At 62.0% G+C, this 18,287-nt stretch carries 16 protein-coding genes and 1 tRNA gene; 8 read left to right on the top strand and 9 right to left on the bottom strand.

Annotated elements, in window-relative coordinates:
- Positions 1 to 121 precede the first annotated feature (121 nt).
- A complete protein-coding gene (gene lon, locus AB4037_RS18005) occupies positions 122 to 2,545 on the top strand; it encodes an endopeptidase La (RefSeq protein WP_434956132.1) in 2,424 nt (807 codons plus the stop codon).
- A 115-nt stretch (positions 2,546 to 2,660) separates the two neighbouring features.
- Positions 2,661 to 2,736 (top strand) — tRNA-Val (locus tag AB4037_RS18000).
- A 46-nt stretch (positions 2,737 to 2,782) separates the two neighbouring features.
- Here AB4037_RS18000 and AB4037_RS17995 read toward each other — a convergent pair.
- The gene (locus tag AB4037_RS17995) at positions 2,783 to 2,995 is read right to left on the bottom strand and encodes a hypothetical protein (RefSeq protein ID WP_441772446.1); all 213 of its coding nucleotides are present in this window, start codon (positions 2,993 to 2,995) and stop codon (positions 2,783 to 2,785) included.
- A gap of 285 nt (positions 2,996 to 3,280) precedes the next feature.
- Between AB4037_RS17995 and AB4037_RS17990 the strand changes: the two genes are divergently transcribed.
- The 3 genes from AB4037_RS17990 to AB4037_RS17980 all read left to right on the top strand — a co-directional run bounded on the left by AB4037_RS17990 (position 3,281) and on the right by AB4037_RS17980 (position 4,879).
- The gene (locus AB4037_RS17990) at positions 3,281 to 3,772 is read left to right on the top strand and encodes a DUF4189 domain-containing protein (protein ID WP_434956134.1); all 492 of its coding nucleotides are present in this window, start codon (positions 3,281 to 3,283) and stop codon (positions 3,770 to 3,772) included.
- A 234-nt stretch (positions 3,773 to 4,006) separates the two neighbouring features.
- Positions 4,007 to 4,264 carry a YjhX family toxin gene (locus tag AB4037_RS17985; protein WP_434956135.1) on the top strand — a complete coding sequence of 86 codons (258 nt, stop codon included), beginning with the start codon at positions 4,007 to 4,009 and terminating at the stop codon, positions 4,262 to 4,264.
- Between the two features lie 117 nt (positions 4,265 to 4,381).
- On the top strand, positions 4,382 to 4,879 hold the full coding sequence (locus tag AB4037_RS17980) for a GNAT family N-acetyltransferase (RefSeq protein ID WP_441772445.1): 498 nt from the start codon (positions 4,382 to 4,384) through the stop codon (positions 4,877 to 4,879).
- A 39-nt stretch (positions 4,880 to 4,918) separates the two neighbouring features.
- Here the strand turns inward: AB4037_RS17980 and AB4037_RS17975 are convergent, their stop codons facing one another.
- Genes AB4037_RS17975 through rfbF form a run of 4 tightly spaced genes read right to left on the bottom strand, consistent with a single transcriptional unit; the run spans position 4,919 to position 8,550 of the window.
- Positions 4,919 to 5,449 (bottom strand): dTDP-4-dehydrorhamnose 3,5-epimerase family protein, encoded by a 531-nt coding sequence (locus tag AB4037_RS17975; protein WP_441772444.1) that lies wholly within the window; start codon positions 5,447 to 5,449, stop codon positions 4,919 to 4,921.
- Positions 5,446 to 6,690 carry a methyltransferase domain-containing protein gene (locus AB4037_RS17970; RefSeq protein WP_441772443.1) on the bottom strand — a complete coding sequence of 415 codons (1,245 nt, stop codon included), beginning with the start codon at positions 6,688 to 6,690 and terminating at the stop codon, positions 5,446 to 5,448. The genes AB4037_RS17975 and AB4037_RS17970 overlap by 4 nt, the downstream gene beginning before the upstream one ends.
- 10 nt (positions 6,691 to 6,700) lie before the next feature.
- The gene (gene rfbG / locus AB4037_RS17965; protein ID WP_441772442.1) at positions 6,701 to 7,780 is read right to left on the bottom strand and encodes a CDP-glucose 4,6-dehydratase; all 1,080 of its coding nucleotides are present in this window, start codon (positions 7,778 to 7,780) and stop codon (positions 6,701 to 6,703) included.
- Positions 7,777 to 8,550 carry a glucose-1-phosphate cytidylyltransferase gene (gene rfbF, locus AB4037_RS17960; protein WP_434956140.1) on the bottom strand — a complete coding sequence of 258 codons (774 nt, stop codon included), beginning with the start codon at positions 8,548 to 8,550 and terminating at the stop codon, positions 7,777 to 7,779. The genes rfbG and rfbF overlap by 4 nt, the downstream gene beginning before the upstream one ends.
- A gap of 75 nt (positions 8,551 to 8,625) precedes the next feature.
- Between rfbF and AB4037_RS17955 the strand changes: the two genes are divergently transcribed.
- Together AB4037_RS17955 and AB4037_RS17950 are read left to right on the top strand one after the other, a co-directional pair.
- Positions 8,626 to 9,804, top strand: a complete 1,179-nt coding sequence (locus AB4037_RS17955) for a glycosyltransferase family 61 protein (protein WP_434956141.1) — start codon at positions 8,626 to 8,628, stop codon at positions 9,802 to 9,804.
- An 80-nt stretch (positions 9,805 to 9,884) separates the two neighbouring features.
- A complete protein-coding gene (locus AB4037_RS17950; RefSeq protein WP_434956142.1) occupies positions 9,885 to 10,247 on the top strand; it encodes a DMT family protein in 363 nt (120 codons plus the stop codon).
- Between the two features lie 6 nt (positions 10,248 to 10,253).
- On the opposite strand, the gene AB4037_RS17945 is transcribed toward AB4037_RS17950, so the two are convergent.
- Positions 10,254 to 12,152 (bottom strand): potassium transporter Kup, encoded by a 1,899-nt coding sequence (locus tag AB4037_RS17945; protein ID WP_441772441.1) that lies wholly within the window; start codon positions 12,150 to 12,152, stop codon positions 10,254 to 10,256.
- A gap of 141 nt (positions 12,153 to 12,293) precedes the next feature.
- On the opposite strand from AB4037_RS17945, the gene recJ reads away from it, so the two are divergent.
- The gene (recJ, locus tag AB4037_RS17940; protein ID WP_441772440.1) at positions 12,294 to 14,099 is read left to right on the top strand and encodes a single-stranded-DNA-specific exonuclease RecJ; all 1,806 of its coding nucleotides are present in this window, start codon (positions 12,294 to 12,296) and stop codon (positions 14,097 to 14,099) included.
- 18 nt (positions 14,100 to 14,117) lie between these two features.
- Here recJ and AB4037_RS17935 read toward each other — a convergent pair whose 3' ends face one another.
- From AB4037_RS17935 to AB4037_RS17925, 3 genes are all read right to left on the bottom strand, one after another.
- Positions 14,118 to 15,143, bottom strand: coding sequence for an aldo/keto reductase (locus AB4037_RS17935; RefSeq protein ID WP_441772439.1), 1,026 nt, complete (start codon positions 15,141 to 15,143; stop codon positions 14,118 to 14,120).
- Positions 15,144 to 15,383: 240 nt separating this feature from the next.
- Positions 15,384 to 17,210 (bottom strand): tetratricopeptide repeat protein, encoded by a 1,827-nt coding sequence (locus tag AB4037_RS17930; protein WP_441772438.1) that lies wholly within the window; start codon positions 17,208 to 17,210, stop codon positions 15,384 to 15,386.
- Positions 17,211 to 17,559: 349 nt separating this feature from the next.
- Positions 17,560 to 18,222, bottom strand: coding sequence for a TetR/AcrR family transcriptional regulator (locus AB4037_RS17925; protein ID WP_441772437.1), 663 nt, complete (start codon positions 18,220 to 18,222; stop codon positions 17,560 to 17,562).
- Positions 18,223 to 18,287: the final 65 nt, after the last annotated feature.

Genomic DNA, 18,287 nt, shown 5'->3' with positions numbered 1-18,287 from the left:
AAGCAACTGTGCCCAGCCGGGGCAGTTGGGAATACCTCCGGGTCGCTCTTCATGTTGGCCAGGAGGATAGCGCCGCTGGCACGGCTATTGCAGCGTGGTACGGCGCAGGAAAGGATATGCAATGACAACGAATAAACAGCGTCCTCCGTTGCCGGCCGGCACCGTCGATACGTTCCCGGTGTTGCCGTTGCGCGACATCGTCGTGTTCCCGCATATGATCGTGCCGCTCTTCGTCGGCCGCGAAAAGTCGATTCGGGCGCTGGAAGAAGTCATGCGGACCGATCGCCACATTCTGCTGGCGACGCAGTTGAACGCCGCCGAGGATGATCCGGCGCCGGAGGCAATCTATAAGCTCGGCACGCTGGCTACCGTGCTGCAATTGCTGAAGCTGCCCGACGGCACGGTGAAGGTGCTGGTCGAGGGTGTCGATCGCGCGCGCGTGCTCTCCTACTCCGGGCATGATGATTTCTACCAGGCCGAAGCCGAAGTCCTGGGCGATGGCAGCGGAGAGAAGATCGAAGCCGAGGCGCTCGCCCGTTCCGTGGTCGCCGAATTCGAGAGCTATGTGAAGCTCAACAAGAAAGTGTCGCCGGAAGTCGTGGCCACGGTCACCCAGATCGAGGACTATTCCAAGCTGGCCGATACCATCGCGGCGCATCTTGCGGTGAAGATTGCTGACAAGCAGGAAGTGCTGGAGATCCTGTCGATCTCTGCGCGCCTGGAAAAGGTGCTCGCCCTGATGGAGAGCGAGATTTCCGTTCTGCAGGTCGAGAAGCGCATCCGTACCCGCGTCAAGCGGCAGATGGAGAAGACCCAGCGCGAATACTATCTCAACGAGCAGATGAAGGCGATCCAGAAGGAACTGGGCGACGAGGAAGGCAAGGACGAACTCGGCGAACTCGAGCAGAAGATCAAGGACACCAAGCTCTCCAAGGAGGCCCGCGATAAAGCGCAGGCCGAAATGAAGAAGCTGCGCCAGATGTCGCCGATGTCGGCCGAGGCCACCGTCGTGCGCAACTATCTGGATTGGCTGATTTCCTTGCCCTGGGGCGACAAGTCCCGGATCAAGAAGGATCTGCCGCATGCCCAGGAGATTCTCGATGCCGATCACCATGGCCTGGAGAAGGTCAAGGAGCGCATCATCGAGTATCTGGCGGTGCAGCAGCGTGCCAACAAGTTGACCGGCCCGATCCTGTGCCTCGTCGGTCCGCCGGGTGTCGGCAAGACCTCGCTCGCCCGTTCGATCGCGAAGGCGACCGGCCGCGAATATGTGCGCATGTCGCTCGGCGGCGTCAGGGACGAGGCCGAGATCCGTGGCCATCGGCGCACCTATATCGGCTCGATGCCCGGTAAGGTCGTCCAGTCGATGCGCAAGGCCAAGAAGCAGAATCCGCTCTTCCTGCTCGATGAAATCGACAAGATGGGCCAGGATTTCCGCGGTGATCCGTCTTCGGCTCTGCTGGAAGTGCTGGATCCCGAGCAGAACTCGACGTTCAACGATCATTACCTCGAGGTCGATTATGACCTGTCGAATGTGATGTTCGTGACCACAGCGAACACGCTCAACATCCCGCCGGCGTTGCTGGATCGCATGGAGATCATCCGTCTCGCCGGTTATACGGAAGACGAGAAGGTCGAGATTGCCCGCAAGCATCTCATCCCTTCCTCCGTGCAGAAGCATGGTCTGAAGGCGCGCGAGTTTTCGATCGATGACGAAGCGCTACTCAACCTGGTGCGCCGCTACACGCAGGAAGCCGGGGTGCGTAACCTCGAGCGTGAGATCTCGAACCTGACCCGCAAGGCCGTCAAGGACATTCTGATGTCCAAGAAGAAGAGCGTGAAGGTGACCAACACGGTGCTCGAAGAGTATCTCGGTGCGCCGCGCTATCGCTACGGCCAGGCCGAACTCGAGGATCAGGTCGGTGCGGTCACGGGTCTGGCCTGGACAGAGGTCGGCGGTGTGCTTCTGACCATCGAAGCGGTGATGATGCCTGGCAAGGGCAAGATGATCGTGACGGGCAATCTGAAGGACGTCATGCGCGAGTCGATCTCCGCGGCAGCCTCCTATGTGCGTTCGCGTGCCATCGATTACGGCATCGAGCCGCCGCTGTTCGACAAGCGCGACGTGCATGTGCATCTGCCCGAAGGCGCAACGCCCAAGGATGGCCCTTCTGCCGGCATCGCCATGGCAACTGCCATGGTGTCGGTGATGACGGGCATCCCGGTTCGCCGCGATGTCGCCATGACCGGTGAGGTCACTCTGCGCGGCCGCGTGCTGCCGATCGGTGGCCTGAAGGAGAAGCTGCTCGCTGCGCTGCGGGCTGGCATCAAGACCGTGCTGATTCCGGAAGAGAATGCCAAGGATTTGGCAGAACTTCCTGATAATGTGAAAAACGGCCTCGAACTGGTGCCGGTTTCCAGGATGGAAGAGGTTCTGCGCAGGGCGCTGGTGCGCATGCCCGAGCCCATCACCTGGGACGAGGACAAGAACGCGCCGCCGCCGGCCAAAGCCGGCGATGACGCCAACGCCGTCGTCGCCCACTGACACTGAAATGATCTGGGAGCGGCCGTGTCTCACAAAGGCACGGCCGCTTTCTTTTGCCTTGCGAAGCGCGCGCAAGCACAATAGACAGAGGCCCTGTGTGGTTCCCCGCGACTGGGGGCGGTTAGCTCAGTTGGTAGAGCATCTCGTTTACACCGAGAGGGTCGGCGGTTCGAGCCCGTCACCGCCCACCAATGATTCAATCGTTTAGCGTTGTCGTCCTGCAAGCGCGATTTGTGTTTAGCCTCGGCCTGCTGCTGCCTTGCGTGTCGCCGGTTGCAGGTCCTGTCTGTGCACTTCGATCGAATCCAGGCTTTTGTCGAACAAGGTTGGATCGCCTTCCAGATAGGTGGCCGCCCAAATCTCGGCCTCGACGAGATCGTCGAAAGTCGGCGCTTCCGGCAGCGGTACGACGTGAGCGCCGCGACGTTTCATGATGACGAACTGGGGCATTCGAGTCTTCCTGAATATTGAATTCATAGATGAAATGCACGCCGAGGCGCGCGGGTTCCACAGCGACGCTCGTTTCACACTCTCGCCTCGATCGACCTCCGTAAATTGCGGCCGGGGGAAATCGGCCCCAACAAGGATGCGAAATCACCGGTGTTGAGGTCGCTATAGTGTCAACGTCCCTTCAGCCGGGATGACCTCTTGTCAAAGCCTGAATTCTATATGCATATCCTTGCGTAAGGCCACCGGATCGGCGGGACGCGACCGGGCTTTCGGCGGGGACAGACAATGCGCAGGGCTTTCTTTATCGGTGTCACGCTGGCCGCGATGAGCTTGCCGGCCGGTGCCGGCGATAACAGGGACACGACCTACGGGGCTGTGCAACCCGATCCGCAGACCACTGCCGACCGAGCCGTCTGGGGGGCAATCGCCTATTCACCCTCGACAGGCAAGGATGGCATCTTCTGGGGAGCGGCGACACGTGAGGAGGCGCGCGAAACGGCGCTCCGCCATTGTCGCAATGCCATCGGGCAGAAGGACGGTGCGGGAGATGACTGCGCTCTTGCCGTGCTCGTTTACAATGACTGGGATGATCGGCGTATCGGCCGGACTGCCAGCGCCCACAATCGGGCGCCGCATTGCGGGGCGGTTGCCGTTGGTGAGCGCCATCGCTATGCCGCCGCGCGCGGACGCAGCCTGGCCGAGGCGAGGGATGGCGCACTCGCGGCGTGCGCGGATAAGAACGGCGCCTGCAAGGTGCAGCAGGATTTGTGTACCTGAGGCTTGTGACCCTCGGCAGGCCCTGATGACTGGGTCGGATTGACACCGGGCCAATGCCGAACTATGCGATGGCCACCTGCTGATTTGAGCGGAAGGTTTTATGTCAGAGCTTGTGGGAAACCGCTGATCGTCTCGATTTGACGAGACATGAGAAAGCATTGCGAGGCGCTGTGGCTGGATCAGCCGAGCGCCCGGGCGATGCTTGTCATGGTTTCTGCGACAGGCTCTACCATCATGAACATTTCACGGGGCGAGCAGCGTGTGCTGCACGTGCTGGCCCAGGGCGGCCATATCCGTCATCACCGCGGCGATAATGGCCGCATCCACCATGTCGACTGCTTCACGCGCGACGGCCATCGTCTGGCCGACTGCACGCTGGAGACATTCTGCAAGCTTCACCGCAAGAGACTGATCGAGTCGCATGCCTCCGGCCCTTACCGCATTTCGCGCAGGGGGCGGGAGAGCGTGCGCGCGCAGGCCGACAATCGCTGAACAAGAGAAAAGTGCGATTTCTTCGAATGGCACTTTTTCTCCAACGCATTGTTTCAACGCGGTTTCTTGATCAACAAGCCCATCGGCTTTTCTGAAAAACGCTTTAGAGGACAAATCATGCAAATCCGACCAGAACGTGCCGACGATATCGGCATCATTCGCGCGGTGACGAAGGCGGCTTTCGAGGGAATGGCGCATAGCAGCCAGACGGAGGCGGCGATCGTCGACGCCTTGCGGGCGGCGGGAGCCCTGACTTTGTCGCTAGTTGCGGAAAAAGCAGGCGAGATCGTCGGCCATGTTGCCTTCTCGCACGTCACCATCGACGGCGCTTTTCGGCACTGGTACGGGCTGGGGCCAGTATCAGTGCGGCCGGACTGCCAGAGGAGCGGCATCGGGCGAGCCTTGATCGAGGCAGGCCTAGCCGATCTTCGCCGGCTGAGGGCCGAAGGCTGTGTCGTGCTGGGAGATCCGGCCTATTACAGCCGTTTCGGCTTCAAGAACGAGGTGGGGCTTTGCCTACCCGGCCTGCCGCCGGTCTATTTCCAGTGCTTGCCCTTCGGGGCTGACACACCGCATGGAAACGTGGCCTATCATCCTGGTTTCGAGGCGAAATAGCGTGCCGTCAGCCGCGAAAGCCCCGCGGCTGACAGCCTTTCACGTACCGAAGGCCGGCCAGGCCTCGTCCGCCGGTGCGATCACCGCCGGCGGGTGAGGCCACTCGATGGAGAAGGCCGCGTCGTCGTAGCGATAGCCTCGGGCATGGCCGGGAACATATTTGTGGCCCATGCCGTACAGGACGTCCGTGCTGGCTTCGAGCGTCAGGAAGCCATGGGCGCAGCCCTCGGGAATATAGAGCTGGTGCAGGTTGTCGGCGCTCAGCTCCGCGCCGATCCATTGCCGGAAAGCTGGACTGTCCGGCCTCAAATCGACCACGACATCATGGATCGCGCCCCGTGCCACCTGGACGAGCTTGGCCTCGGCGTGAGGCGGGTCCTGGAAGTGCATGCCGCGCAGCGTGAAGGCCTTGTCGTTGCGCGAGAGATTGATCTGCACCGGCGCGAAGGTGATGCCGGCCGCGGCGAACTCATCCGGGCAATAGGTCCGGGCGAAGAAGCCGCGATCATCACGCCGCGGCTCCGGCTTGATGAGGAAGCAACCCGGGATCCGCGTTTCGCTGAAGATCACGGTGTAAGCCTGATGCTGGGCACGGCCGTCACGAAGGAACTGCCTGAGGGCATCAAGGGGCGCGTTTGCTCCATCACCTCTTCGGCGATGTTCCAGGGCAGGATGACCAGATAATCCGGCGTAATCTCGCTGATCTTGTCGGGCGAGAGGATCGGAATCTGGCTACCGGGTAGCAGGCGGCCCTGCTTGGCCAGGGACCGATCGAAGACCGCCACGATATCGGCAGGGCCGACGCCGCAGAAATTCAGGAAAGTATTGCCCTTGGCGGCAGCGCCATAGGCGGCGATGGTCTTGCCGGCGGCCTTGGCCTCGGCCAGGAAGGCGAGGAAGCTGCGCTTGACCTCGGCGACCTTGGCGGCAAAGCCTTCATAGCCTGCCAGGGTGTCGAGACCGGCGGCGTGCTCCTTGGCGCGCAGGGCATCGAGCCGCGCCGAAGGTTGGTGGCTGGAAGCTGCCGGCGCCGCGAACAGGCGCAGCGAGCCGCCATGGGTCGGCAATTCCTCCACATCGACGGCCTTGAGCCCGACGGCGGCAAAAACCTTTTCAACCGTCACCAGCGAGAGATAGGAAAAGTGCTCGTGATAGATGGTATCGAACTGTACCTTCTCGATCAGATTGAGCACATGCGGGAATTCGAAGGTGACGACGCCTTCGGGCTTGAGCAGGGTGGCGAAGCCGCCGACGAAATCGCGAATGTCGGGGACATGGGCGAGCACATTGTTGGCGGCCATCAGATCGGCGCGCTTGCCCTGGCCGACCAGGTGCCTGGCGGTTTCGACCCCGAAAAAGGCCACCTCGGTATCGATGCCCTTGGCCCGGGCCGTCTCGGCGACGTTGGCAGCCGGTTCGACACCGAGCACCGGCACGCCCGCGGCCTTGAAGTGCTGCAGGAGGTAGCCGTCATTGGAGGCGATCTCGACAACCAGCGAAGCGCCGTCGAGCTTGAAACGCTCGATCATCGCATCCGCATAGCGCTTGGCATGCGCGACCCAACTGTCCGAATAGGACGAGAAATAGGCATAGTCGGAGAAGATGGCATCGGGCGGCACGGAATCGTCGACCTGGACCAGCAGGCAGCTCGGACATACGCGTGCGTGCAGCGGGAAGCTGCGCTCGGGATTGCTGTCGTCGGGCAGGCGATAGTCATTGGCGAGCGGCATCGAACCGAGGTCGCACAGGGTCGTCGTCAGCGGCGTGGCGCAGAACCGGCAATGGGGAAGCGTTGACTTGGCATCGGTCATGGCGGCGGTCTCAAAGCGTCGAGAAACGGGAGATCTGGTCGAGGGTGAAGGCGTGCATATCCTGGCCGGCGGCCTCGGCCGCATACCATTGCGCGGTCCATTCCAGGCTGGCCGGGCCGGCCAGCCTGTCCTGCCAGCCGAGCAGGTGGCGGGCGCGGTCGGAGTTGACGGTCAGGGCCTTCATCTCGATGGAACCGGGTACCGGCTTGTGCAGCCAGTCCGGCTTGCGGTCGAGGGCGTGGAAGACAGCGTCCGCCACTGCCGAGACGGGCAGGGGGCGAGACGGATCGGGGCCGAAATTGAGCGCGCGCGGCGTATCGGCAACGGTGGTGAGCCGCTCGGCATAGACGAGATAGCCGTTCACACAGTCCAGCACATGCTGCCAGGGACGTGTCGCTTCCGGATGGCGCAGTTCGAGCGGCCTCCCGCTGCGCACGGCACGTACGATATCGGGAACCAGCCGGTCGGCCGAATGGTCTCCGCCGCCGATGACATTGCCGCCGCGCGCCGTGGCAACCGGCACACCCGCTTTGTCGAAAAAAGAGCGGGCATAGGCATAGGTGACGATCTCGGCCGCCGCCTTGGAGGCAGAATAGGGGTCCTTGCCGCCGAGCTTATCGTCCTCGCGGAAGGCCGATCCTTCTTCCTGGTTGAGGTAGACCTTGTCCGAGGTCACCGCGAGGATACAGGCGAGGCCGGGGCGAGAGCGCAGGGCGTCGAGAAGATGGACAGTACCCATCACGTTGGACCCGAAGGTCTCGACCGGATCGGCGAGGGAGCGTCGCACCAATGCCTGGGCCGCGAGATGCAGCACGATCTGTGGCTGCGCCACATTCACTGCTTGGCGCACGGCCTCGGCGTCACGCAGGTCGCCCAGAATCGAGCGGACCGCGCTGTCCACGCCGGCTGCGGCGAACAGCGGCTGGTCGGCGGCCGGCGGCAGCGCAAAGCCGGTGACCTCGGCCCCCAGCCGATGCAGCCACAAGGCCATCCAGCTTCCCTTGAAGCCGGTATGGCCAGTCAGGAGCACCTTCTTGCCCCGCCAGAAGCCCGGTGAAGGCAATGCGCCTGCGGCAGCTGCCCCGATCACGGCCAGACCTTCCAGGGCGCCTTGCCTTGTGCCCACAATTGTTCGAGATGGTTCTTGTCGCGCAAGGTGTCCATGGGCTGCCAGAACCCCGAATGCCGATAGGCCATCAATTCGCCGGAGGCGGCCAAGGCTTCGAGCGGTGCGCCTTCCCAGGAGGTCTGGTCCGTCTCGATCAGATCGACCACGCCCGGTTCCAGCACGAAGAAGCCGCCATTGATCAGCGCATTGTCGCCCGGAGGCTTTTCGATGAAACGGGTGACTTTTTCGCCGTCGAGGGACAGGGAGCCATAACGGCCAGGGGGGATCACGCCCGTCAGCGTGGCATGCTTGCCATGCTTCTTGTGGAAGGCGATGAGGGCGCCAATGTCGACATCAGCGACGCCGTCGCCATAGGTGAAACAGAAGGATTCGCCCGGCGTCAGGAAGGGCGCGACCCGCTTCAGCCGGCCGCCCGTCATGCTGGTCTCGCCGGTATCCACCATGGTGACCCGCCAGGGCTCGGCCTTCTGGTTGTGATAGGTGACCTCGTTCTTCTCGGCGTCGATCGTCACATCCGCATTGTGCAGGAAGTAATTGGAGAAATACTCCTTGATCATATAGCCCTTGTAACCCAGGCAGATCACGAAATCATTGATGCCGTAATGGCTGTAGATCTTCATGATATGCCAGAGGATCGGCCGGCCCCCGATCTCGATCATCGGTTTGGGGCGCAGATGCGATTCTTCGGAAATGCGTGTGCCCATGCCGCCGGCGAGAATGATAGCTTTCAAGGTCTGATCCGATAGACAGAGGGTGGTGGCGCGGCTATAGCCGCTTGGCTGTTCAATGGCAATCAAACGGCAGAAATGGCCCGCGTCAAATCCGGATTTCGAAAGCGTTTCAATATCCGCTACTGGCGCTGGCGCATGACGCGGGCGACCATCGGGCGGGTAGGGCTGTTGCGGCGCCATTTTTCCTTCTATCCGCGCGGGGTCGATCCCCAGATTGCCGCAGCCCTGGTCATCGAAGATCGCAAGGCCGAGATGGCAACCTCGTTCACGCCGGAGGAATGCGCCTTTGTGCGGGACCGGTGCTGGCCCTACGACACTTTGGCACGCGAGTGGACGGGAGGCGTCACGGTTCCGGTGCAGGAACTGGCGGTGACAGTGAAGCCCGCCGAGCTGCTCGGCCATGTCAGCCGCATTTTCGCGCCCGGTAAGGGGGGCGTGGTGATACGCGACGTGGAATGGGTCAATTGGAACTTCGCCAAGGCCAAGCGGCTTCGCACCTTGCCCGCTCTGGCCGGGCGTTGCCTTCTGCTGGCCCGCACGGACAACTATTATCATGCCCTGTTTGAAGACCTGGTGCCCGTGGTCGACTATCTTGAGCGTTTTCACCCCAGGGGCCTGCCACTCACCTTGTTGCTGCCGCCCTCGCGCCTGGAGAGCCTGCATCTGGGCTGCGCCTTGCTGGAGCAGGCCTATCCCGGGGTGCGTGTGGTTGCTCTGCCGGACGATGCGAAGGTTGCGGTCGAGGAGGCTCTGTGGCTTTCCTTCGATGCCGGCAACGCCGAATGGAGTTTTGCCGAAGCCGCACCGGTATGGCGGTTGGCCGAGCTCTTCCGGGAGCATTACCGGGTGGAGCGCCGAGGCGCCCAGCGCATCTTCTTTTCGCGAGGGAGCAGCAAGATCCGGCGTCTGCTCAACGAAGACGCGCTCTGGGACATTGCAAAGGAGCACGGCTTCGAGCGCTTCGAGGCCAGGGGCGACAATCATGCCGAGCAGGTCCGCCTGTTCTCCCAGGCCGAAATGGTCATCGGAGTACATGGTGCCGGGCTCGGCAATCTGGCGTTCTGCCGGCCGGGAACGCAGGTCATCGAGCTGTTTCCCGAAAATTTCACCAAGAGTACCTATCTATGGCTCAGCAAGCGCCTCGGTCTCGATTATCACTGGCTCATCGGTGGGCCGGGTGATTATGACCAGGCTTTCACGCTGAACGAGGGCTTGCTGCGCAGCAAGCTCGAGGAACTTTCCGCTCCCTCCTGAGGATCCCATCCTTCGCATCGACCCCCGCCCGCAAATCTGCGCGATCGGGACTGCGTTGCGACCATAACCCTGGAATATCGATGCTGTCCTTCATTCCCGCCTGGCTGCTGCCGATCGTTCTGCTGACCTTTTCCAACGTCTTCATGACCTTTGCCTGGTACGGGCATCTCAAATTCGAGAACCGGCCTCTCTGGCTGGTGGTCATTGTGAGCTGGGGCATTGCCTTCTTCGAATATTGCCTCGCGGTTCCCGCCAATCGCTTTGGCAACCACGTCTATCAACCGGCCGAACTCAAGACGATGCAGGAGGTGATCACTCTGGTGATCTTTGCCCTGTTCTCGGTCTTCTATCTGGGTGAGAAACTCACGATCAACCACGCCATCGGCTTTGCCCTGATCTGCGCCGGCGCCTTCTTCGTCTTCAAGGGGCCGATCGCGTCCTGAGGGCGTTCAGATCTCGATCTCCGTTCCAAACTGCACCACTTGCGGCGCCGGGATGCGGAAATAGGAAGCCGAGCGTTCGGCATTGCGCTGGAGCATGGCGTAGAGGACCTCGCGCCAGAAGGCCATGCCCGCGATCTTTTTGGACGGAATGATGGTCTCACTGCCGATATAGAAGGAGATCTCGGCAAGGTCGAAGCCGGAGATCAGGCCTTGCGAGATGGCCAGCCGCATGCCCTTGAGCACATCCGGTTCCTCCATGAAACCGAAGCGCAGGATGATGCGCTCGAAACCGGGGCGAAGAGAGGTTACCGTCACGCGGTCGACATCCTTGACGCGAGGGGTCTCAGCGCCCTTGACGGTGACCAGCAGCACGCGCTCTGGAATGGCGTGGGTGTGGCGCCAAAAAATGCTCAGCGAGAGCGGCATGCCGACTATGGCCGAACTCAGGAAGGCGGCCGTGCCCGGCAGCCTGACGGGACGCTGGGTTTTCATCGCTGCAAAGAAGGCCGTTTCCTCCACGCGCAGATGCCTGCGGGCCTGTTCGGCAAGGATCTGGCCGCGGCGCCAGGTCAACATCAGCATGGCGACGAAGATGGCCAAGAGCAGCGGGTACCAGCCGCCTTCGAAGAGCTTGACGCCATTGGCGGAGACGAAGATCAGATCGACGATGAAGAAGGCGCCATTGACCAGAATGACGAGGAAGAGATTATAGCCCCAATGCCGGGCCACGAGCGCTGCCAGCAGAGTCGTGATTGCCATCAGCAGCGAGACGGCCACGCCATAGGCGCCTGCGAGAGCCGCGGACGAGCCGAAGCCGAGCACGGCGCCGAGTGTTGCGATGCACAGCAGCCAGTTGACCAGAGGAACGTAGATCTGGCCGAACTCCTGATTGTCGGTTTGCTTGATGGTGAGGCGCGGGAGGAGACCAAGCTGTATGGATTGTCGCGCCAATGAAAACGCTCCCGATATGATGGCCTGGCTGGCGATCACGGTGGCTGCCGTGGCGAAGATGATGACGGGAAAATGGAGCCAGTCCGGCACCAGATTGTAGAACGGATTGGAAGCGGCGGCGGGATTGCCGAGCAGCAGGGCGCCCTGGCCGAAATAATTGAGAACCAGGGCGGGCAGGGCGATCGTGAACCAGGCGAGGCGGATGGGGTTCCGGCCGAAATGCCCCATATCCGCGTACATCGCCTCGCCGCCGGTGACGGCGAGAAAGGCCGCCCCCAGGATGGCGAAGCTGACGGCTGGATTTGCCGTCACCAGGAAATTCAGGGCCACGAACGGATTGAGTGCGGTGAGGATGGCGGGATTTCGCACGATGCTGGCCAATCCCAGCAGGCCGATGAGGATGAACCAGGCCAGCATGATCGGGCCGAAGAAACGGCCGATCATGCCGGTGCCGTAGCGTTGGACCATGAACAGAACGAGGAGGATCACCAGGGTCAAGGGCACCACGACATGGGCCAGCGACGGGGCGGCGATCTCCAAGCCCTCGATGGCGCTGAGCACCGAGATGGCCGGCGTGATGGCGCCGTCGCCATAGAGCAGCGCAGCGCCCACCAGCCCGATGATCAAGAGGACGACCTGGCGACGACCCTCGCGCCGGCCACTGCCTTCCAGAATCGCCAGCAGGGCGACGATGCCGCCTTCGCCCTTGTTGTCGGCGCGCAGGATCAGGATGGCGTATTTCAAGGATACGATCAGGATAAGGGCCCAGAAGATCACCGAGACGACGCCCGTGACGATCCAGGCCTGGCCCGCACCGCCATCGCCGCTGGCAGTGATGGCCTGGGCAAAGGCGTAGAGCGGGCTGGTGCCGATGTCCCCGTAGACGACACCAAGCGCCGCCAGGGCCAAGCCTGGTGAAAACCGAGATCCATTAGCGCCCGCCGCAGCCGTCATCACCATCACCCCGTGAGCGTTCCGGAAGTCTGCGATTGATGGCAGATTGTCGCACATGGTCAAGGATACCGAAGGTGTTATGCGGGGTCGTCGAAGCATTTCCGCTGGCTTGGATCATGGCTTCGCCGATATGGTCCGCGCATGCAGTCACCCACTCCCCCTTCTCGTTATTTTCTCGGCGTGCAATCCTCCTTCACCGGCAAGGCCTGGCGGGAAAGGCTGGATGCGCAGGGGCAGATGCAGGCCATGACCTTGGCCCAGCGCTCCGGTCAGCCCGATCTGCTTGCACGCATCCTTGCCGGCAGGGGCGTGACGGCCGAGGAGGTCGACGCTTATCTCGCTCCCACCTTGCGCCACTATATGCCCGATCCCTCCCGTTTGACCGATATGGACAAGGCGGCGGAACGGCTGGCCGATGCAGTGATGGCACGTGAAAGCATTGCTATTTTCGGTGACTATGATGTCGATGGCGCCACCTCCGCGGCGCTGCTTGCGGGGTGGTTGCGCGAGGCCGGCGTGCCGGCGCGAATCCACATCCCCGACCGCATCTATGAAGGCTATGGCCCGAACGAGGAGGCGATTCGCCTGCTGCGGGCCGACGGGGCCAGCCTGCTTGTGACGGTGGATTGCGGTACGACCAGCGTCGACGTTCTCGGCAAGGCCGCGGAACTCGGCTTCGAGACGCTGGTCGTCGACCATCACCAGGCCGGTGAGGCTCTGCCGCCGGCGGTGGCGGTGGTCAATCCCAATCGTCTCGACGATCTCTCCGGGCAAGGGCATCTATGTGCCTGCGGCGTTACCTTCATGCTGCTCGTCGCCGCCAGCCGGAGCCTACGCAAGCGCGGTTGGTGGCGGGATCGGCCAGAGCCGGATCTGATGGCGCGTCTCGACCTGGTCGCTTTGGGAACGGTGGCCGACGTGGTGCCGCTCAAGGGCCTCAATCGAGCCTTTGTGGCCCGGGGTCTCGCCGTCATGCGCCAGCGCCAGCGCGCCGGCTTGCGCGCGTTGATGGACATGGCTCGCCTGGACGGGCCGCCGAGGCCCTATCACCTCGGATTCCTGCTCGGGCCGCGCATCAATGCGGGTGGGCGCATCGGCGATGCCGCGCTGGGTGCAAGGCTGTTGATGAGCGAGGATGGCGAGGAGGCGGCTTCGATCGCCGCGACATTGGACCGTCTCAACCGGGAGCGCCAGACAGTCGAAGCCATCATGCTGGAGGAAGCGCTGGCGGAGGCTGTCGCCGCCCTCGGCCTCGAGGAGACGGGCGCGACTGTGGTGACGGCCTCGCGAAATTGGCACCCTGGTGTCGTGGGTTTGGTTGCTGCCCGTCTGAAGGAGCGTTTCGGCCGGCCTGCCTTTGCGATCGCCTTCAACAAGGATGGGGTCGGCACCGGATCCGGACGTTCCATCGGCGGCGTGGATCTGGGCAAAGCCGTAAGGCAGGCAGTGGAAACCGGCCTCATCGTCAAGGGCGGCGGCCACGCCATGGCCGCGGGCATCACTTTGGGCCAGGACCAGCTCGGCGCCTTCCGGGCCTATCTGGAGGCTGAGCTTGCTGTGGCCGTCGAGGCGGCCCGGGCAGATGCTGCCCTGGAGATCGACGGCGCGCTCGCCGCCGGCGGAGCAACCACCGGCCTGATCGAGATGCTCGAAAAAGCCGGTCCGTTCGGCCAGGGCAATCCGGAACCCCTGCTGGCGCTGCCAAGCCACCAGCTTGCCTTCGTCGACACAGTAGGCGAAGCGCATTTGCGTCTGCGCCTCAAGGCGCATGACGGCGCCATGCTCGACGCCATCGCCTTCCGGTCTGTCGGGCAGCCCTTGGGCGATGGCCTTGTCAGCCATCGCGGCAAGGCCGTGCATGTCGCCGGTACCTTGAGCGTCGATCGCTATGGCGGGCGTGAGCGCGTGCAATTGCGGGTGATCGACGCGGCTCCCGCCAATGGCTGAACGCGCATACCGGAACGACTAGACCGGCGGCGGGTTGCGCTCGGCGAAGCCGCGCTGGTGCCAATAGGGATAGGGCAGGGTGACGGTGCTGGCCTCATCCAGCCTTGCGATTTGCTTCGATGTGAGCGACCAGCCGATAGCCCCGAGATTCTCGCGCAATTGCGCCTCGTCGCGCGCGCCGATGATCACATTGGCTACCGTCGGCCGCTGCAGCAACCAATTAAGAGCAATCTGGGGCACGCTCTTGCCGGTTTCGGCGGCAATCGCGTCGATAGCATCGACGACGCGGTAGAGCAGATCATCGCTCACCGGGGGCCCCTCGGCGGCCGTCTTGTGCAGGCGGCTCGTGGCCGGCAAGGCCGCGCCGCGGCGCAGCTTCCCGGTCAGGCGGCCCCAGCCGAGCGGGCTCCACACCACGGCGCCGACTTTCTGGTCGAGGCCGAGCGGCATCAATTCCCATTCATAGTCGCGGCCGACCAGCGAATAATAGGCCTGGTGGGCGACATAGCGCGGCAGCCCATAACGGTCCGAAACCGCCAGTGACTTTGCCAGATGCCAGCCGGAGAAATTGGAGACGCCGATATAGCGGATCTTGCCGGCCCGGACCAAGTCGTCGAAAGTCTGCAGCACCTCTTCCACCGGTGTCTGGGCGTCGAAACCATGCAGTTGGAAGAGATCGATATAGTCGGTGCCCAGGCGCTTCAGCGCCTTGTCGACGGCATCGGTGAGATGGAAACGGGAGGAGCCGACATCGTTCGGCCCCTCGCCGGAGCGAAAGGTCGCCTTGGTCGAGATGATCACCTGGTCGCGACGCCCGGCGATGGCTTTGCCGAGAATCTCCTCGGCGAGACCGGAAGAGTAGACATCGGCACTGTCGAACATGGTCAGGCCGGCATCGATGCAGATGTCGAGCAGGCGCCGTGCGCCTTCCGCATCGGTCGAACCCCAGGCCTTGAAGAAATCACCGCCGCCACCGAACGTGCCTGTGCCCAGGCTGAGGACCGGCACCTTGAAGCCCGAGCCGCCTAATTGACGATATTCCATGGATATTCCTCGTTGCTGAAGCGTTTTGAAATTTGATGAATGACTTCAAATGGCAAAGACACGCCGACGCGATCGCACGATATCCCATCCAAGGCGAACGCGATTTGTCAGAGGATATTCCGGTTGTGATTTGACGACAATCTGAATCGGGGCGAGAGCGGGTACCTCGCGAAAATAGCGCAATCCGATCCGTCCTCAGGTCAACGGCCTCGCGTGGCGGCTGTAGCCTGTCGTCCGGTTCTATGGGGAGGCCGATGCCTTGAGTGTCTTCTTCTCAGGAAAGTTTTTGTCTCTTATTTCTATGGCCTTGGCGCGATTTCTTATAGCGCGGTCGAATTTTGGTTTGATGCGGATGGCGTGATCGAAATCCGTGATCGCCCTGTCGTAATCACCTATGCCCAAATAGGTGATGCCGCGATCATTATAGGCCTCGGCATAGTCGGGGTCGATGCTGATGGCCAGATTGAAGTCCGTCAGCGCCCTGTCGGACTTTCCCAGATTGTCGTAACTGGAGCCGCGCTTCCTATAGGCGAGGGCATTGTTCGGCTTGATGCGGATCGCCTGATTGAAGTCCTGGATCGCGCGGGCGTGGTCACCCTTGTTGTCGTAGCTGACGCCTCGATTGACGAAGGCGGCCGCATTATCGGGATCGAGCCGGAGAGCCTGGTCGAAGTCGCGGATGGCGCGGTCGTAATGGCCCTGCCGGTCATATGTGATGCCGCGGTTCCTATAGGCGAGGGTGTAGTCGGGTTTGAGGCGAATGGCTTGATCATAATCCGCTAGAGCGCGGTCGCGATCGCCTTTGTCGTCATGGGCGTTGCCGCGGTTGTTGAAGGCGAGCGCGTAACCGGCGTCGAAACGTATGGCCTGGTCGAAATCCTGGATGGCGCGCTCATAGTCGTCCCTGTCGTAATAGACGTTGCCCCGCGCATTGTAGGCCCTCGCATAATCAGGCTTGAGGCGAATGGCTTCGTCGAAATCCCGGATCGCGCGATCGGGGTCGCCCTTTTCGGCATATACGCCACCCCGATTGTTGAAGGCGATGGCCAAATTGGGGTCGAGCCGGATCGCCTGATCGTAGTCCTGAAGCGCGTGGTCGCTGTCGCCCTTGTCGTCATAAGCGTTGCCCCGGCCATTATAGGCGAGAGCATGGTCCGGCTTGATGCGGATGGCCTGATCGTAGTCCTGAATGGCGCGGTCGAATTGGCTCTTGTCGTAATAGGCGTTGCCGCGGTTCGAATAGGCGATGACGTAATCGGGATCTATGCGGATGGCTTCATCGTAATCCCGGATGGCCTTGTCATTGTCACCCTTGTTCTTGTTGGCGACGCCGCGGTTGTTGAAGGCGTAGGCATAGTCAGGCTTGAGGCTGATGGCCTGATCGTAATCGCGGATAGCGCGGTCGTAGTCGCCCTTGTCATCATAGGTGCTGCCGCGGTTGTTGAAGGCATCGGCGTAATTGGGCTTGAGGCGGATGGCGCGATCGAAGTCCCGAATGGCCCGATCGTACTCGCCCTTGTCTTGATAGACGCTGCCACGGTTATTGAAGGCGTAGGCATAATCAGGCTTGAGACGGATGGCCTCGTCGAAGTCCTGAATGGCGCGATCGCGATCGCCCTTGGCGTCATGGGCCTTGCCACGGCCGTTGAAGGCCGTGGCATAGTCCGGCCTGATGCGAATGGCGTGGTCGTAATCCTGGATGGCGCGGTCGCGATCACCCTTGTCGGCATAGACGCTGGCGCGATTGTTGAGCGCGAGGGCATCGTCCGGCCTGAGGAGGATGGCTCGATCAAGGTCCTGGATGGCGCGGTCATAGTCCCCTCTGTCGGCATGGGCGTTACCGCGATTGCTCAATGCCAGCGCGAAGTTCGGGTTCAGGCGAAGGGCTTGGTCGTAATCCTGGATGGCGCGACCCGTATCGCCCTTGTCGGCATAGGCGTTGCCGCGATTGTTGTAGGCGGAGGCGTGATCGGGTTTCAGGAAGATCGCCTGGTCATAATCCGCGATGGCGCGGTCCCCGTCGCCCTTGTGTTGATAAGCTACGCCGCGATTGTAATAGGCGGTCACCAGATCCGCCTGGGAACTGCCCCCTCCCACAATGAGCCAACTGCAGCCAGTGATAGTCTGATCGTCGGTGGATTTGGCGTCGAAGCAAAATGTCTCAGCCTGTTTGCTCGAAATCCCTCTGGCGAACCCGGTTGTGGGGACTAACGACAACACGATTGCCATCGCCCATAGCGCTTGTTTCCCGTTCAACGAAGACCTCACCCAGCGAAATCAGCCCTATTTGTAGTAAAGCCTATCTTAGCAATGGTGAAAAGGCTCAATGTCTGCTCGCTCGATCAGTCGGCGTTGCAAGCTATGCTTGTGCAGCAGCATACAGAGCCAAGCACCCAGGCATCGATGCCGGTTTGCCTCAACCGATTGCCTGCATTCGGGTAGTGCCGATCCCGGTGACGGCTGCCTCGCCGGGGAACTCCGCCGAAGCGCCGGGTAACAACCCGCCGATAACGAGCTGCCGGTGGATGGCGATGATTTCGTCCTCACCGAGCCGGCCATTGGGATCGTACCAGCCGACCACGCCGGTGAGTTGGGCGATGATCGCGAAGGTGGCGACGGTCACATCAGGCACCAGCAGGGCACCGCTCTTGGTCCCTTCGGCCAGGATCTGCTCCAGGCGCCGTTCATAGTCGCGCCGCAGTCCGGTCACGACAGCCCGGTTTTGCGGCTCCAGGCTGCGCAGTTCGGAGTTGTTGATGAAGACTTCCATCCTCCGGGTCAGGTGATAGCGCAGATGGAATTCGATGAAGGTGTCGAGGCGGGCAAGCGGGCTCTCGACGCCTGCAAGCGCCGCGTCGAGCGCTTCGGTCAACCTCGTCATATGCTCAACCAGGAAGTCGAACAACAGCGCTTGTTTGGTGGTAATATGATTGTAGAGCGAACCTGGCTGGATGCCGACGATCTGGGCGAGATCCCTCAAGCTCATGCCCTCATAGCCATGTTCGAAGATCAGGCGCAGGCCGGCGGCTCGGATCGCCTCCGCCGTCCTGCTGCCATCCGCTCCCACCTTGCGCGCCATATGAAACCACTTGCGGAGAAACCCGCCCCCGACTATAGAAACAAACGTCCGTTCGTTTATGATCC

It is taken from the genome of Labrys sp. KB_33_2 (assembly GCF_052114505.1).
Classification (GTDB): domain Bacteria; phylum Pseudomonadota; class Alphaproteobacteria; order Rhizobiales; family Labraceae; genus Labrys.
Note: the sequence above shows the minus strand (reverse complement) of the source record. Positions and strands in the feature narration are given on the sequence as shown.

Bases quoted from the DNA above. Each gene is read 5' to 3' on its own strand.
- AB4037_RS17925 (WP_441772437.1), bottom strand. From the start codon at position 18,222: ATGGCGCGCAAGGTGGGAGCGGATGGCAGCAGGACGGCGGAGGCGATC.
- AB4037_RS17935 (WP_441772439.1), bottom strand. From the start codon at position 15,143: ATGGAATATCGTCAATTAGGCGGCTCGGGCTTCAAGGTGCCGGTCCTC.
- AB4037_RS17990 (WP_434956134.1), top strand. From the start codon at position 3,281: ATGCGCAGGGCTTTCTTTATCGGTGTCACGCTGGCCGCGATGAGCTTG.
- AB4037_RS17985 (WP_434956135.1), top strand. From the start codon at position 4,007: ATGAACATTTCACGGGGCGAGCAGCGTGTGCTGCACGTGCTGGCCCAG.
- AB4037_RS17950 (WP_434956142.1), top strand. From the start codon at position 9,885: ATGCTGTCCTTCATTCCCGCCTGGCTGCTGCCGATCGTTCTGCTGACC.
- AB4037_RS17955 (WP_434956141.1), top strand. From the start codon at position 8,626: ATGGCCCGCGTCAAATCCGGATTTCGAAAGCGTTTCAATATCCGCTAC.
- AB4037_RS17995 (WP_441772446.1), bottom strand. From the start codon at position 2,995: ATGCCCCAGTTCGTCATCATGAAACGTCGCGGCGCTCACGTCGTACCG.
- AB4037_RS17970 (WP_441772443.1), bottom strand. From the start codon at position 6,690: ATGACCGATGCCAAGTCAACGCTTCCCCATTGCCGGTTCTGCGCCACG.
- recJ (WP_441772440.1), top strand. From the start codon at position 12,294: ATGCAGTCACCCACTCCCCCTTCTCGTTATTTTCTCGGCGTGCAATCC.
- lon (WP_434956132.1), top strand. From the start codon at position 122: ATGACAACGAATAAACAGCGTCCTCCGTTGCCGGCCGGCACCGTCGAT.
- AB4037_RS17980 (WP_441772445.1), top strand. From the start codon at position 4,382: ATGCAAATCCGACCAGAACGTGCCGACGATATCGGCATCATTCGCGCG.
- AB4037_RS17945 (WP_441772441.1), bottom strand. From the start codon at position 12,152: ATGACGGCTGCGGCGGGCGCTAATGGATCTCGGTTTTCACCAGGCTTG.